The organism is Olleya namhaensis (assembly GCF_900114005.1).
GTDB lineage: Bacteria > Bacteroidota > Bacteroidia > Flavobacteriales > Flavobacteriaceae > Olleya > Olleya namhaensis.
In genome coordinates this window covers 222,884-238,759 of sequence record NZ_FORM01000002.1, presented here as the reverse complement: position 1 = coordinate 238,759, position 15,876 = coordinate 222,884, and the positions used below count along the sequence as shown (strand labels likewise).

The 15,876-nt window shown below is 31.6% G+C and carries 11 protein-coding genes and 1 pseudogene; 9 read left to right on the top strand and 3 right to left on the bottom strand.

Annotation, left to right across the window (positions count from 1 at the left end):
• Positions 1 to 14 precede the first annotated feature (14 nt).
• Positions 15 to 2,396, top strand: coding sequence for a GAF domain-containing protein (locus BMZ09_RS04135; protein WP_090837767.1), 2,382 nt, complete (start codon positions 15 to 17; stop codon positions 2,394 to 2,396).
• Here the strand turns inward: BMZ09_RS04135 and BMZ09_RS04130 are convergent.
• Positions 2,386 to 3,657: a Pycsar system effector family protein gene (locus BMZ09_RS04130; RefSeq protein ID WP_090837766.1), complete on the bottom strand. Its 1,272-nt coding sequence runs from the start codon at positions 3,655 to 3,657 to the stop codon at positions 2,386 to 2,388. The genes BMZ09_RS04135 and BMZ09_RS04130 overlap by 11 nt on opposite strands.
• Positions 3,658 to 3,712: 55 nt before the next feature.
• Between BMZ09_RS04130 and BMZ09_RS04125 the strand changes: the two genes are divergently transcribed.
• On the top strand, positions 3,713 to 7,423 hold the full coding sequence (locus BMZ09_RS04125) for a metallophosphoesterase (RefSeq protein WP_090837764.1): 3,711 nt from the start codon (positions 3,713 to 3,715) through the stop codon (positions 7,421 to 7,423).
• A 10-nt stretch (positions 7,424 to 7,433) separates the two neighbouring features.
• Positions 7,434 to 8,716, top strand: a pseudogene (locus BMZ09_RS16405) (DUF2254 domain-containing protein).
• Here the strand turns inward: BMZ09_RS16405 and BMZ09_RS04115 are convergent.
• A complete protein-coding gene (locus BMZ09_RS04115; RefSeq protein WP_090837762.1) occupies positions 8,711 to 9,517 on the bottom strand; it encodes an SdiA-regulated/phytase-like domain-containing protein in 807 nt (268 codons plus the stop codon). The pseudogene BMZ09_RS16405 and the gene BMZ09_RS04115 overlap by 6 nt on opposite strands.
• Before the next feature lie 86 nt (positions 9,518 to 9,603).
• On the opposite strand from BMZ09_RS04115, the gene BMZ09_RS04110 reads away from it, so the two are divergent.
• From BMZ09_RS04110 to BMZ09_RS04100, 3 genes are read left to right on the top strand one after another with little or no spacing between them, the layout of a single operon-like run.
• Complete coding sequence (locus tag BMZ09_RS04110) at positions 9,604 to 10,290, top strand: glycerophosphodiester phosphodiesterase (protein WP_090837760.1); 687 nt, start codon at positions 9,604 to 9,606, stop codon at positions 10,288 to 10,290.
• Positions 10,287 to 11,498, top strand: coding sequence for a BaiN/RdsA family NAD(P)/FAD-dependent oxidoreductase (locus BMZ09_RS04105; protein WP_090837759.1), 1,212 nt, complete (start codon positions 10,287 to 10,289; stop codon positions 11,496 to 11,498). Before BMZ09_RS04110 ends, BMZ09_RS04105 begins: the two co-directional genes overlap by 4 nt.
• Before the next feature lies 1 nt (position 11,499).
• Positions 11,500 to 12,033: a DUF1697 domain-containing protein gene (locus BMZ09_RS04100; protein WP_090837757.1), complete on the top strand. Its 534-nt coding sequence runs from the start codon at positions 11,500 to 11,502 to the stop codon at positions 12,031 to 12,033.
• Here BMZ09_RS04100 and BMZ09_RS04095 read toward each other — a convergent pair whose 3' ends face one another.
• On the bottom strand, positions 12,034 to 12,594 hold the full coding sequence (locus tag BMZ09_RS04095) for a TetR/AcrR family transcriptional regulator (RefSeq protein WP_090837755.1): 561 nt from the start codon (positions 12,592 to 12,594) through the stop codon (positions 12,034 to 12,036).
• Between the two features lie 189 nt (positions 12,595 to 12,783).
• On the opposite strand from BMZ09_RS04095, the gene BMZ09_RS04090 reads away from it, so the two are divergent.
• From BMZ09_RS04090 to BMZ09_RS04080, 3 genes are all read left to right on the top strand, one after another.
• Positions 12,784 to 13,866 (top strand): diphosphomevalonate decarboxylase, encoded by a 1,083-nt coding sequence (locus tag BMZ09_RS04090; RefSeq protein WP_090837753.1) that lies wholly within the window; start codon positions 12,784 to 12,786, stop codon positions 13,864 to 13,866.
• Positions 13,867 to 13,895: 29 nt separating this feature from the next.
• Positions 13,896 to 14,825 (top strand): mevalonate kinase family protein, encoded by a 930-nt coding sequence (locus BMZ09_RS04085; RefSeq protein ID WP_090837751.1) that lies wholly within the window; start codon positions 13,896 to 13,898, stop codon positions 14,823 to 14,825.
• A gap of 141 nt (positions 14,826 to 14,966) precedes the next feature.
• Positions 14,967 to 15,872: a geranylgeranylglycerol-phosphate geranylgeranyltransferase gene (locus BMZ09_RS04080; protein WP_090837749.1), complete on the top strand. Its 906-nt coding sequence runs from the start codon at positions 14,967 to 14,969 to the stop codon at positions 15,870 to 15,872.
• Positions 15,873 to 15,876 lie beyond the last annotated feature (4 nt).

The following is a 15,876-nucleotide window of genomic DNA, read 5'->3' as shown; positions in this document are numbered from 1 at the left end:
CTTTAATACTTTCGATGATTGATCTAAATGACAATATAAATTTACCGTTTTCGTTACAAATTAGTTTCAATAAATTAATTGAACGTTACAAACCATTGGCTAAAAGTGAAGATCCATTCACCGCAGCTAAGGCGAAGCGTATACTAGAAATTCAAGAAGCAAATCCTATTTTAAAAGAAGGGTTTAGTAATATTTCTGTTTTAGAAAAGTATAAAGACGAAATTCAGATACTATTACAAGATTCGTTTAGCGAAGTTTTAAGTTTAAACGAGATTAAGACCGTAAGTGTACCTTATCATAATTTTATTTTTAATGCGTCAAAACGTTTTGAAAATATAATTAAAACAGCAGGTCCTGATTTTAAATTGGTTATAAAAAACATGCCAGAAAATGACTGGTATATTTTAGGGTGTACCATTATCATGAGTTTCTGTTATGGCTTTGATACTAATTTCAAACGACCATTATATTATGAAATTCCGGATGAAAACGGAATGATTAGAGTTTATAAAATCACGTATAATGCGGATTTTATGGAGATTTTACCAACGGATAAAGCACCAAAATTAACACAGTCAGATTTTGATGAGTTGTTGGATAATTTTGACAATATAGAGTTATGGAAAGCTAAGTTTCCGCCAAACAGTTACATTTCCAATGGGTTTGTAATTTCTAATATGTTTGATGTTACTGATGATCAAGCAATATCAAATATAAAAACGACTTTAATAGGAAACAACAAACGTAAAGACGAAAGCTTTATGAGTGATTTCCAACAAGTGTTTAGGTCTTTGTTAGGGGTTAGTGATTTGCAGGTTGGTTTTTCTATATTCAATAAAGAAGAAAACACGTTAATGAAAGTGCATGACTCTGCTATTAGTAGTTTTTTATTAAAAGCAAAAGAGCAGTTTAAATGCGAGAATTTATTCTGTCATTACAGTTATGATAAAATATTAAAGGAGAAAACAAACTTTGCAATCTCTGATGTTGACAAAGGGTTTGAGCTTTCAAAGGGATTAGTACCTCAAATAAAGGTTTTAAAAGAACAAGGTTTTAAAAGTGCCATTTTTGCTCCTATTGCAGAAAATGGAGAATTGTTGGCAGTTTTAGAGTTGGTGTCTGCAACACCAAGAGCTTTAAATAGTATAAACTCTAATAAATTGGTAGATGTGATGCCTTTTATTTTGTCTGCAGTAAAACGCTCTAAAAGAGACGAAGAGAACCTTATTCAGGCTATTATCCAAAGAGAATGCACCTCTATCCATCCAAGTGTGAAATGGAAGTTTGAGAAGGCAGCTAGGCAGTTTATGCAAGAAGATTATAGTGGAGTAGATAACCCTACTTTTAATAAAATTAGTTTTGAAAACGTATACCCTTTATTTGGGCAAATAGATGTTAAAGGATCTTCAGAAGCTAGAAATAATGCAACTCAAAAAGATCTAGCACTTCAACTTAAAATGGTTGAAAAAATTATAAAAATAGCTTTAAAAGAAGAACATTTACCAATATTTGAGCAGGTATTGTTTCAAATTAAAACCTATAAAACAGCTTTAAAAATTGATTTTAAAGTAGATAGTGAGCAAAAAATCACTCAGTTTTTTAAGTATGAAATTGAACCACTTTTTAGATTTCAACTTAAAAACAAACCCTATTTAAAAGAAGATATAGAAGATTATTTTAGTAAAGTAAATACTGATTTAGAAGTTATTTATTATTATCGAAAAAATTATGATGACACGATAAGTCTGATTAATAAAAACATGTCTTCATTATTAGATAGAAAGCAAGTTGAAGCACAAGCAATGTATCCTCACTTTTTTGAGCGTTTCAAAACAGATGGTGTAGAGCATAATATGTATATAGGAGAGTCCATAACAAAAGAAGATTCTTTTAACGAATTGTACTTGTATAATTTACGCTTGTGGCAAATGCAAGTTATGATAGATATGGAGACTGCTTTCTATAACAAGCAGCACAAATATCCAATAGCTTTGGATGTCGCTTCTATGATATTGGTGTTTAATCAGCCATTATCTATAAGGTTTAGGGCAGACGAGAAACATTTTGATGTTGATGGAACTTACAATGCAAGATATGAGGTGGTTAAAAAACGTGTAGACAAAGCTAACATTAAAGGTACTACAGAACGTATTACAGCTAAAGGTAAATTAACCATTGTCTATTCTCAACAAGCAGATGAGTTTGAGTATTTAAAATACGTTAAATTCTTACAGTCTAAACATAAGCTAGGGGACGAGGTAGAAATTCTTGAATTAGAAGACCTACAAGGCGTAACTGGTCTAAAGGCTATTAGAATTAATATGTTATACCAAAAAGATTCTAGTAAAAAAGAGTTTTATACATACGACGATTTAATGAATGAAATTAAAGCATAGCTACAAACGTATTAGCAACACCATTTGGTAATACGGATTGTATGTGTGTAGATGTGTTTAAAACGTCTTGGATATTAACACCTGGGTTGTTTTTTACAGCTATACCAAAAGCTAATAGAGACACTATTATTCCAATCATAAATACGGTGTACGTTATTCTTAATAAACGGTATTTACGTTCTAAAACTAATCCTAAAAAGTATAAATCTTTGGTTAGTGATTTATAGATGTATTCTTTATCACTAATCATTTCATTAATAGCCCATTCAAATTCTTTAAGCCCCATTTTATGGAAGTTTCCAAAAAAGGTAAGGTTTACTTCCTTATTTTTTACGTCTTCTTTAGTAAATTGTCCGCTAGTTACATTTGGACGTGTTGCTATAATGGACATTACCATAGATATTACACTAAATAATGTAAATATCACTGTAGGCCAAATCAAATAAGGGTTAGTATCTAATTTTGATATTAAATTAGCTAAGACTACAGATATTATAATGGCATTTACAGATAATAAAATGTTTGCTTTTGTATCTGCAATATCACTCAGTTTTATATGATTTTTTAAAGCTGTTCTGTAAAAAGATTGGATAGCACGTTCTGGACTTTCATTTTTGTATTGCGCTTTATATTTTGCTTTTAGCTCTTCATTTTTAATTTTTGTCTTCTGTTTCTTTTTGGTTTTAATAAGCTTCGCTAAATTCTTTTCTTTTCTAGATTGCCAGTTTTTTAAAGCGTAATCTGTATGATATTTGTGTTTTTTAGATAATACTTTTATGTTTTCGTCTAACCATTCACTAGGTGTATAATTAGCTATACCGGATAATTCTAGTTCTTTTCTTAAAAACTCGCTAGCTTCAGGGAAGTATTTTTTTCCAAAATGAGAGCAATCTGCATCACGAATTATTTTTTCTAACTCGTTTTGCGGCTGTGCATCAAATTGAGTTGCTAATATGCAATTTTCAACACTTTTAATAAGGCTTTCGCTCGCATTTTCAGACGTTAAAAAATCTCTAGCAATTTTCGCGCTAACAACTTCATGACCGTCTCTAGTTTGTGTATATCCTACGTCATGCAATAAGGCAGCTAATTCAAGTATTTCCGCATCATTAACATCAATTTTAGAATTTTCTATAATTTCTTTTGTACTTTTAAATACTCTTAGGGTATGCGTATGATTGTGGTAGACTATAGTGTTTGGAAGCTCGTTTTTAAGGAGATCAAATACAAAAGCTTCGGTTTTTTCAACTAGTTTAGACATAGGTATGTAATTATTCTTATCCAAAGTACTAAAAAAATAAAACTATCAACCTTTAATGACAAAAAATAACATATTTCTAACGTTTGCACTTGCTCTAATTTTAAGTAATTGCGCCAGTTTTGAAGCACAATACAAGGCTGCAGATTCAGCAATTAAAGCATTGCCTAATAAAGCGGTTCATAAAACCTTTTATTTGGTTGGTGATGCCGGTATTTCTCCTGAAAACGGATTTTCTAACGGGTTAAAAGCCTATAAGAATTTCATTAAAAATAAAGATACAAAAGGAGATGTGACACTTTTTTTAGGTGATAATATTTATCCTGCAGGTTTACCTTCAAAGGGACATAAATCTTATAACGAGGCTAAAAATAATATTGAAGCACAAGTTAAATCTGTTAACGATTTTGATGGGCAGGTAGTATTTATTCCTGGTAATCATGATTGGTATGCCAATGGATTACATGGTTTAAAAAATGAAGAGAAATTTATAGAAGAGGCTTTAGGAGAGGATACTTTTAAACCAGAAAATGGTTGTCCTTTAGAAGTTGTTGAGATTAGTGATCAAGTAGAGCTAATTATTATAGATACCCAGTGGTATTTAGAAAACTGGAATAAACACCCAACTATAAATGATGATTGCGAAATAAAAACAAGAGAGCGTTTTTTGCTAGAATTAGAAGGCGAATTTAAAAAAGCCCAAAACAAAAATGTAGTTGTAGCCATGCATCATCCGATGTATACTAACGGTTCGCATGGTGGTTTTTATACTAAAGACAAACATTTGTTTCCTTTTCAAAGTAATTTGCCTTTACCATTTTTTGCATCTCTAATTACGCAAATCAGAACCCAAGGTGGCGTCTCTATTCAGGATCGTTATAACGAGCGTTATAACAAAATGATGAACCGTATTAAAACCCTAGCCTTAGAGTATCAAAATATTGTATTTACTTCTGGTCACGAGCATACGTTACAGTATATTGAAGATAGTGGTATCAAGCAAATAGTATCGGGTTCTGGATCTAAAAGTTCTGGTGCGTCTTTAAGTAATAATGGATTGTTTGCGTCAGGACAACAAGGGTTTGCAACATTAACAATGTTTGAAGATGGTAGTAGTTATGTTAGCTTTTATGGCGAAGACAATGAACAAGCAAAACTGTTGTTTACAAAACAAGTATTAGATAAAAAAGCTGCAGAATATGATCTGTCGCAATTACCAGATAGTTTTCCAACAACAACGCAAGCGTCTATTTATTCAAAAGAAGAAACAGATAAAACAGGGGTGTATCAAGCATTATTTGGAGAAAAATATAGAGCGTTATACAGTCAAAAAATAGAAGTACCTGTAGCTACTTTAGACACACTTTATGGTGGGTTAGAAATTGTAAGAGAAGGCGGAGGGCATCAAACCCGCTCTTTAAGATTGCAAACCAAAGATGGGCGTCAGTTAAATATGAGAGCATTACGTAAAAGTGCAACACAATATTTGCAGACCGTTTTATTTAAAGAAACATATTTAAGTGATGATTTTGATAAAACTAAAGTCGAAGATTTAATATTAGATTTTTACACAGCAGCGCATCCCTACGCGTTTTCTGTAGTTCCGGATTTATCTCATGCAGCAGATGTATACCATACCAATCCAAAATTATATTATATACCAAAACACAAATATTTAAAGGATTATAATTACAATTATGGAGGCGAATTATATTTAATTGAAGAACGTCCAGAAGACAATTATTCTGACGAGAAAAACTTTGGTTATGCGGATGATATTGAAAGCACACATGATATTATTAAGAAAATCCGTAAAGATGAAAAATATAAAATAGACGAAAATGCATTTGTTAGAGCGCGTTTATTTGATATGCTTTTAGGGGATTGGGATAGGCATCAAGACCAATGGAGATGGGCACAATTTAATCAAGAGAATGGTGATAAACTATACCGTCCAATACCAAGAGATAGAGACCAAGTGTTTTCTAATTTTGATGGTGCAATCTTAGATATAATGCGTTTTATTTCTGGGTCAACAAAGCAATTACAAGTGTATGATGCCGAGTTAAAAGACATCAAGTGGATGAATAGTGCCGGAATAAAATTAGATAAAGTGTTAATCCAAAAATCGGATAAATCGGTTTGGTTAAAGCAAGCGCAATACTTAATGGATCATATTACAGACGATGTGATAGAAGAGGCATTTAGTAAAGTGCCAGAAGAAGCTCAAGACGAATCATTACAACAAATTAAAACCTTTTTGAAAGGAAGACGTTCTAATTTGTTAGATATAGCGGAACGTTATTCGGATTATTTAAACGAATTAGTCATACTTACCGGAACAGATAAAGACGATTATATTGAAGTAAAAAGGGTTGGTGATAACGAAACTCAAGTCATAATTTCTAGAATAAAAAAAGGAAAGAAAGCAGATGTTATTGTTGATCGTACGTTTAATAAAAACATCACTAAAGAGTTATGGATTTATGCACTAGATGATGATGATGTTATTGAAGTAACGGGAAAGGCTAATAACTTGATTTTTACAAGAATTATTGGTGGTCAAAATAATGACGAATATATTATTAACAACGGAAGACGCGTACGTATTTATGACCACGAGTCTAAGCCAAATACGATAACTAAAAATAATGGAGCCAAAATAAACTTCACGGATGTTTATAACAATAACTTGTTTGATTTTCAGAAAAACATAGTTAAAACCAGTGTCTTAACACCCAGTTTGGGATATAATCCGGATGATGGTTTTAAAGTTGGTTTTGGATTAAATTATACTATCAAAGGGTTTACTCGTAATCCATACTCGCAACAACACCGTTTTAATGCAGGTTACTTTTTTGCAACTAGTGGATTTAGCGTAAACTATGATGGTGAGTTTGCTAACCTTTTTGGGGATTGGAACTTACATGTTGCAGGGCAAGTAACTAGCGAGAATTTTACAAATAACTTTTTTGGATACGGTAACCAAACCGTTAATAATGATGATGTTTTAGAATTAGATTATAATCGAATAAAAACAAGTACCTATGCGGCAAGTGTTGGTATATTGAAAAAAGGAGATTTTGGATCAGACTATGGCGCTAAATTATTAACCGAAGCTATTGAAATTGGAGAAACAACAAATCGTTTTATTGAAACTTTAGAACCATCGACAACAAATGACGATTTTTATAATCGACGTGTCTTTGTAGGTTTAGAAGGTAATTTTAATTACCAGAGTTTTGATAATGCTTCTAATCCAACGCGAGGAATGACTTTAGGTTTAGACGTGGGAGCAAAATCAGAAGTGAATAATTCTAAATATACTTATGGTTATATAAACTCAGAATTAGGGTTTTACAATGCGTTATCTACTAATAGAAAATTAGTTTTAAAAACAGATGTGCGCTCTCAGTTACGTTTTGGGGATGATTTGATATTTTATCAAGCAGCAAATATTGGTGGTAACAATGGATTAAGAGGGTATAGATTACAGCGTTTTACGGGACAGAATAGTTTAACAGGTAGTGCAGATATACGTTATAGTTTTAATCAATTTAAAACCCGTGCATTACCACTACAACTAGGTGTGTTTGCTGGAGGAGATGTAGGACGTGTGTGGCTTAAAAATGGAGATTCAAAAGTATGGCATAATGATTTTGGTGTTGGTTTTTGGGTAACCGCAGCAGACAGTGTTTCTGGTACATTTAACTTTTTTAATAGTGAAGAAGGGTTACGCTTTTCTTTTGGATTTGGGTTGAATTTTTAACAACCAATACATGAAAAATATAATAGTCAGTGGGTTTGAATATTTAAAAAAGCTAGAAAGTAAAATAGCGTTTTATCCAACGGTGTATAGCTTAGTTGGTGTGGGCTTTGCCTTTTTTATGTTTTACATAGAAAATAAAGGGGTTTCTGCCTATTTAATGGATCATGTTCCTTTACTGGTTATAAATAATACAGAAACTGCTTTTAGTATTTTAACCACGTTTATTGCTGGGTTAATTTCAATAATGGTGTTTAGTTTTTCGATGGTTATGGTTTTACTTAATCAAGCATCAAGTAATTTTTCGCCAAGAGTATTGCCAGGTTTGATTTCTAATAAACGCCATCAAAAAATATTAGGTATTTACAATGCAACGCTACTGTATTGTATATTCACAATGGTTTCAATAGAGCCTGATGGTGATAAATATCAATTGCCAGGTTTTTCAGTGTTATTGGCTATTGTTTTAATGGTCGTTTGTTTGGGTGCTTTTATTTTATTCATTCTATTTCTCAAGAAATTCAAGTGCATAATATAATGCAGCGTATTTTTTCTGAAGCAAAAAACAGATTAGACCAACTTATTACATCAGAAAAGAATGGTGATCATGATTTTCCAGACACTGATAATTGGACGACTTATAATTCGGTTTCAACCGGTTTTTTACAAGATATAATACTAGACCCCGTGTTAGAGTTTGCTAAAAATAACGATTGCAAATGCCATGTGGTAGCCATAAAAGGACAGTACATTTATAAGGATAAACCCTTATTTAAATGTAATGCAGAAATAGACGAAGAGGCTCTTGATGATTTATTAAGCTTTTTTCAGTTTTCTAGAGACGAAGTTATTGAAGATAATTATGTTTTAGGGTTTAAACAAATTACCGAGATTGCAGTAAAAGCAATGTCGCCAGGGGTAAATGATCCCGGAACTACAGAAATTGCAATAGATTATTTAACAGAATTATTTGAAAAAAGAATGCAGAAGCAAGATGTTAGTATTTTACAACATAATGATGATGCCTTGATTAAAATTAATTCGGTAAGTTTTAAGGACCTATTATTTTCTGTTTTAGCACCAATTAGGACTTATGCCAAGCATGATGTTGTAGTAGTGGTTAAATTAATACATATGCTTAATCACTTAGCTTTTACGGTTGGTTGTAACAATAAAACCTATGTTAATGCTGTGCATGAAGAGGCTAGTAAGCTTTTTGAAGATGCTAAAAAGGCAATTACTAATCCAGAGGACGTAAAGCTAATTACGCTTCAATTAAAGCCCTTTAATTTATAGTTTAAAGCTGTAAATGTTGTTTCCATCTTTTCCAGAATCTTCATCAGTAATATAAACTGTTTTGTTGTCTTTAAAGCAAATGCCTTCCTTTTGGCTGTCGTGTTTTAAATCTATTTTGGACACAACACCTTCAAAAAAGTTATCTGTATTATATTCCGTTAAGGTCCATATGCGATCATGATTTAATAGTACAACGGTTTTGCCATCAGGACTAATGTCTGCAGAGGTTACACGTGTATCTTTTCCTTTTAATTCATATTCTGTAATGTAAGTAGCTACATGTTCTCCTACTTTGTTCGGGACTTTAAGAAGCATTGTCTTTTTGTTCTCTTTACTAAAAACATAAAAGCTGTCTTTCCATAAAAAAAACGATTCAAAATCTTCTGATTTTACATCTTTTGGTAATGTAAAACTAATCGTTAATGCTTCGGTTTTATGATCCACATTTGCTAAGTTTTCAATTTTATAGATGAAGAATTTTTTTCGTTTTCTAGAGTTGTTTCCAAGATCACCAATGTATAAATTGCCTTCAGTATCGCTAGCTAAATCTTCCCAGTCTTGATTTTTAATGTTACTAACATCAATGTCTTTAACAATGTCACCTTTTAAATCTAAACCGTAAACATTATTATTGTTTCCGGCGTCTTGTATGGTCCAAATTAAATTAGAGTTTGTAACCATTTGTGCTGCAGAAGCTTCTTCTAAATCATTATCAATAGACCCAACCACAGTTAGTTTTCCGGTGTTGCATGACATAAAAAGTAATGCTGAAACTAGTATTGGTTTTAATTGAAATGTCATAAATTGTGATGATTTTAAATTCAAATAAATATAAGCATATATCAAACCAAATGTAGTTTTGGAATCTTAAAATATTGATAAAATTAATGAGTAAATTTCTTAAAATTGGCCACCGTGGCGCTAAAGGTTATGTTACGGAAAACACGTTAGAATCTATTGCAAAAGCTATAGATTTAGGTGTTGATGGTGTGGAGATTGATGTGCATGTTTGTAAAACAGGAGAGCTAGTTGTTTTTCATGATTTTATTTTAGATCGTATTACAAATGGGGTAGGTGCAATAGCTAATTTGACCTTAACAGATATTAAAAAATTAAAAGTAGATAATCAATTTAAGATACCAACTTTAATAGAAGTGTTGGATTTAATTGATAATACTATTGTAATAAATATTGAATTAAAAGGCGAAGGAACTGCAATTCCAACAGATCATATTGTTAAAGATTATATAGATAATAAAGGATGGGCTTTGGATAATATTATAGTTAGTAGTTTTAAGCATTCCGTATTACTTGAGCTTTACAATATAAATCCTGATATTCCATTAGGTGTATTGACAGAAGATAATTTTAGTGAGGCTTTAGCATTTGCGAATGTTATAAAAGCGAAAGCAATTCATCCTAAATTTTCCTTGTTAACCAAACTTAATGTTGCGCAAGCTCAAGCATTAGGGTATAAGATTAATACATGGACGGTTAATACAAAACAAGATATAAAACAAGCCATTAGCTATCAAGTAGATGCTATAATTAGTGATTTTCCAGACAGATTATGAAACAGTACGATGTAATTATTATAGGAGGCGGAGCAGCAGGTTTTTTTGCTGCAGTAAACATTGGAGAGCTACATCCTAACCTAAAAGTAGCCATATTAGAAAGAGGTAAAGATGTCCTTGGTAAAGTTAAAGTGTCAGGTGGTGGGCGTTGCAATGTGACGCATGCCGAGTTTATCCCACAAGAATTAACGACGTATTACCCTAGAGGGGAAAAAGAGCTGTTGGGGCCTTTTCATACTTTTATGACAGGAGATACTATGGGCTGGTTTGAAGCGCGTGGTGTACCACTAAAGATTGAAGATGATGGACGTATCTTTCCAACCAGTAATAACTCTCAAACTATTATAGATTGTTTTTTAAATGAAGCGGATAAGCACAATGTTGATGTGTTGACTAATCAATCTGTGATAAGTTTTGAAAAAATAAATACGCAATGGAGTATTAGCACTAAAACAGATCAGTTTTTAGCAAATAAATTAATAGTTGCAACTGGAAGTAATCCAAAAATATGGTCTTTTTTACAGCAATTAGAACATACTATTATCAAGCCTGTTCCATCATTATTTACGTTTAATATTAACGATCAACGTATAAAAGATATTCCTGGTGTAGTCGCTCAGAATGTTACAGTAAAAGTGGTTGATTCTAAATTAGAATCTTCTGGGCCATTATTGATTACCCATTGGGGGATGAGTGCACCTTCAATTTTAAAGCTATCTGCTTTTGGAGCTTTAGAGTTAGCAAAAAGAGATTATAAATTTGATATTGAAGTTAATTTTATTAATCAAGAATTTGAAACAGCGTTGTCAGATTTAAAAGACATCAAACAGGACTTGTCTAAAAAAACGGTGTTTAAAGCAACACAATTTGATTTGCCAAAACGCCTATGGAAAACACTAGTTTTAGCTGCAGATATTACGGAAGATAATAGATGGGCAGATCTTAATAAAATACAATTAGAGGCCTTAGCTGGACAATTAACAAAAGCTGTTTTTAAGGTAGATGGAAAAAGCACCTTTAAAGAAGAGTTTGTTACTGCAGGAGGAATAGATCTTAAAGAGGTTAATTTTAAAAATTACCAAAGTAAGATCCATGATAACTTATATTTTGCTGGCGAAATAATTAACGTAGATGCAGTTACTGGTGGTTTTAACTTTCAAAATGCATGGACAAGCGCCTATATTGTAGCTAAAAATATAGATAATTAGCATGCAAAAATATATTGCGTTTTTAAGAGGTATTAACGTTGGTGGTCATAATAAACTACCAATGCAAGATTTAAGAGCGCTTATGGAATTGTTAGGGTTTTTAGAGGTGAAAACCTATATTCAAACGGGTAATATTGTGTTTAAGTCGGATGTAGCAGATATAGCTATAATAACCTCTAAGATTGAAGCGGGTATTGAAAATAGTTTTGGTTTTAAAATCCCCGTTTTAGTTAAAACACCAAAACAAGTGGCGCTAATTTTAGAGAAATATCCCTTTAGCGAAACTGAAAAACAAACCAGTTATTTTGCATTATTGTACACAAAAGTAGGTCGCAATCAAAAACAATTGATCACGACCTTTAGTTTTTTAAACGAAAAATTTAAGCTTATAAATGATTGTGTGTATTTATATTCTAGTACAGGTTACGGTAGGGCAAAAGCCAATAATAATTTTTTAGAAAAAAAATTAGAAATTACGGTAACTACCAGGAATTTTAAAACACTAACAAAGTTACTCGCATTAAGTGAGGCTTAATTAACGTTGATTTTTAATACAATCCCAAGACATAGCAATAGCTGTCTTTAAGTCGTCTCCTTCCATGTCTAATTCTCCTTTAGTTTTTAACCAAACTGCAGATACAACATTACCATAAGCATATTGTAAAACTAATCGTAATGGGGCATCTCTAAGATGTTTGTCTTTGATACCATTTAAAAAGAAATCTCTTACAGAAGAAAAATGGACTACTGTTTTGTCCATAACTTCCTTAGAAATAATAGGAGGGACACCAATAAACTCTACAAATTGAAACGCAAGAGGATTACCTATAAAGTAGTTATATAAATTCAACCACATCGCTTCGTATTGTTTTTGGAAACCTTCATTTGGTAGGTTTGCCATCAAAACAACGCCATAATCTTGATAAATCATATTATAGATCTCTTCAATAATTTGATTTTTGTTTTCAAAATAGTGATATATTGTTCCTACTGCAACATTAGCCTCTCGGGCAACCTGTGACATTGGCGTAGCGTGTACACCTTGTTTTACCACTAGCTCAAGCATAGTGATAATTATACGTTGTTTCTTGTCCATGAAATAGACTTGTTATAATCGGTAAATTAGCTAAAAGCGAAGTTTTAAGGGAACCTTTTTACCTATTGTTAGTTATTAAATATAGTAAATAAAACTCAGTTTTTATCAGAAACTGAACGATTATTCGGTAGCAAAATTAAGAATTTATATAAAATAATAGACCTATCTTTGCTAAAACTTATAAAATAAATGAATTCAACTCGTTTTAAACTAGGTAAATACACGAATACTCTTACAAGCGGATCAGCGTCTTGGTCGTCTCCAAGTAACATTGCTTTAGTTAAATATTGGGGAAAAAAGGAACATCAAATTCCGGAAAACCCTAGTATTAGTTTCACTTTGGATGCCTGTAAAACAATTACCGAAATAAAATTTGAGAAAAGAGAAGGTGATCAATCTACTTTTTCATTTGAAGTTTTTTTAGATGATATGCCAAAACCAGATTTTCATCCTAAAATTGAAACTTTTTTCAATCGTATTGAAGCATATTTACCCTTCTTAAAAGAATTTCATTTTACAATACATACGCAAAACACGTTTCCGCACAGTTCTGGAATCGCATCTTCAGCATCAGGAATGAGTGCTTTGGCTTTGTGTTTAATGAGTATTGAAAAACAATTAAATCCTAAATTATCTGATTCAGATTTTATTCAAAAAGCTTCATTTTTAGCCAGATTAGGGTCAGGAAGTGCTTGCAGAAGTTTGGAAGGTGATTTAGTTGTTTGGGGTGCACATCCAGAAATAGAAGGAAGTAACGATCTTTTTGGTGTTAAATATCCATATAAAGTACATGATAATTTTAAAAATTATCAGGATACTATTTTGTTGGTTGATAAAGGCGAGAAGCAAGTCAGTAGTACAATAGGACATAATTTAATGCATGGTCATCCCTTTGCTAAGCAACGTTTTGATCAAGCAGTAGGTAATATTTCAAAAATTAAAAACATATTAGAATCTGGAGATTTAGAAGCTTTTATTGCTTTAGTGGAGAGCGAAGCATTAACCCTTCATGCCATGATGATGACTAGTATGCCTTATTTTATATTAATGAAACCAAACACTCTAGAGATTATTAATAAAATCTGGAGTTTTAGACAAGAGACAGGTTTGCCAATCAGTTTTACATTAGATGCCGGAGCAAATGTACACGTGTTATATCCAGAAAAAGATGCAGACCAAATTTTAGAATTCATTAAATCACAGTTAGTTGCATATTGCCAAAACGGTCACTATATTTGTGATAAAATTGGTTTTGGAGCAAAACAGTCGTAACTTTATAAAATCAATGATTTAGATAGCATATGAAAGGCCCTTTATTTTATTCAAAAATTTTATTGTTCGGAGAGTACGGAATTATTAAAGACTCTAAAGGACTGTCTATACCTTATAACTTTTATAATGGTGCACTTAAAACGGAAGAAAATCCGTCTGAAGAGGCTATAAAATCTAATAAAAGTTTGAAACGCTTTGCGGACTATCTTGCAAAAGTTGATAGTGATTTGGTGGTGTTTGATATTAAAACATTAAAATCAGATGTTAAAGCTGGAATGTATTTTGACTCATCAATCCCACAAGGATATGGTGTAGGAAGTAGCGGAGCACTTGTTGCGGCTATTTATGATAAATATGCTCAAGATAAAATTACAGTTTTAGAAAACTTAACTAGGGAGAAATTATTAATTCTTAAATCGGTTTTTGCTGAAATGGAATCTTTTTTCCATGGTAAGTCGTCTGGTTTAGATCCATTAAATAGTTATTTAAGTTTACCAATTTTAATAAACTCTCAAGAAAATATTGAAGCTACAGGCATCCCGACACAAAGTAGTGATGGGCAAGGTGCTGTGTTTTTATTAGATTCTGGTATTATTGGCGAAACAGCACCAATGGTAAGCATTTTTATGGAAAGCATGAAGCAAGAAGGGTTTAGAAAAATGCTTAAAACACAGTTTATAAAACATACAGATGCTTGTGTTGACGATTTCTTAAAAGGCGATATAAAATCGTTGTTTAAAAATACCAAGCAATTATCTAAAGTGGTGTTAAATAATTTTAAACCGATGATTCCTGCTCAGTTTCATGAGTTATGGAAAAATGGAATCGAAACTAATGACTACTATTTAAAACTTTGTGGTTCTGGCGGTGGAGGTTATATTTTAGGTTTTACACCAGATATTAAAAAAGCAGAACAAGCACTAAAGGACTATAAATTAGAAGTCGTTTATAATTTTTAAAATTAATTTGAGATGGAAGCAACGTTAAATGATTTTTCAATAGGTTTATTTTTAATGCAAATACTTGGTTTTCTTTTGAGTTTTGCCATTTTATTTATTGTTTATAAGGTTTTAAGAAAATTCTTATCAAATAAATAATTAATGTTTACCAGAAAACAAAAACATCTTTACTTAAAGTTTTTTAGTATGTTTTCTGTAGTTAGAGGCTATAATATTCTTATTATAGTTATTGCTCAGTACTTAGCATCTATTTACATCTTTGCATCCGACAAACCATTAAAACAAGTATTGTTTGATGTTAATTTATTAATGCTAGTTTTAGCCACAGGAGCTGTTATTGCAGGTGGTTATATCATCAATAATTTTTACGATTCTGAAAAGGACTTAATTAATAGGCCTAATAAGACAATGTTAGATAAGTTGGTTAGTCAAAATACTAAGTTGTCTTTCTATTTTGTGCTTAATTTTTCAGCAGTTGTTTTGGCTAGCTACGTTTCTTTTAAGCCCGTATTATTTTTTTCATTCTACATATTCGCTATTTGGTTTTATTCGCATAAGTTAAAAAAGAGACCTATTGTTGGTAATATTGTTTCGGCTATTTTAACCTTGACACCTTTTTTTGTCATTTTTGTGTACTACTATAATTTTAAGTCAGTTATTTTGGTACACGCCACCTTTTTATTTCTTATAATTTTTATAAGAGAGTTAACTAAAGATTTAGAGAATATAAAAGGAGATCTGACTTTAAACTATAGAACCGTACCCATTGTTTATGGCGAAAAAATGTCCAAAAAAATAATATCGTTTTTAGTTATAGCAACCTTATTTCCGGTGTATTTTTTAATTACCAGATTTGATATAGGACAGATGTACCTCTATTTTTACATGTGCGAAATTTTATTAATTATTTATCTAGTACTACTTTGGAGATCAAGCACAAAGACACAATACTTGTGGCTTCATAATATTTTAAAATTTATTATTGTAGCAGGTGTTTTTAGTATCTTGTTAATTGATATTGATTTAGTTTTAAACCGAATACTTTAAAAAC

Coding starts and splice junctions, on each gene's coding strand:
- BMZ09_RS04135 (WP_090837767.1), top strand. CDS start 15: ATGATTGATCTAAATGACAATATAAATTTACCGTTTTCGTTACAAATT.
- BMZ09_RS04130 (WP_090837766.1), bottom strand. CDS start 3,657: ATGTCTAAACTAGTTGAAAAAACCGAAGCTTTTGTATTTGATCTCCTT.
- BMZ09_RS04125 (WP_090837764.1), top strand. CDS start 3,713: ATGACAAAAAATAACATATTTCTAACGTTTGCACTTGCTCTAATTTTA.
- BMZ09_RS04115 (WP_090837762.1), bottom strand. CDS start 9,517: ATGACATTTCAATTAAAACCAATACTAGTTTCAGCATTACTTTTTATG.
- BMZ09_RS04110 (WP_090837760.1), top strand. CDS start 9,604: ATGAGTAAATTTCTTAAAATTGGCCACCGTGGCGCTAAAGGTTATGTT.
- BMZ09_RS04105 (WP_090837759.1), top strand. CDS start 10,287: ATGAAACAGTACGATGTAATTATTATAGGAGGCGGAGCAGCAGGTTTT.
- BMZ09_RS04100 (WP_090837757.1), top strand. CDS start 11,500: ATGCAAAAATATATTGCGTTTTTAAGAGGTATTAACGTTGGTGGTCAT.
- BMZ09_RS04095 (WP_090837755.1), bottom strand. CDS start 12,594: ATGGACAAGAAACAACGTATAATTATCACTATGCTTGAGCTAGTGGTA.
- BMZ09_RS04090 (WP_090837753.1), top strand. CDS start 12,784: ATGAATTCAACTCGTTTTAAACTAGGTAAATACACGAATACTCTTACA.
- BMZ09_RS04085 (WP_090837751.1), top strand. CDS start 13,896: ATGAAAGGCCCTTTATTTTATTCAAAAATTTTATTGTTCGGAGAGTAC.
- BMZ09_RS04080 (WP_090837749.1), top strand. CDS start 14,967: ATGTTTACCAGAAAACAAAAACATCTTTACTTAAAGTTTTTTAGTATG.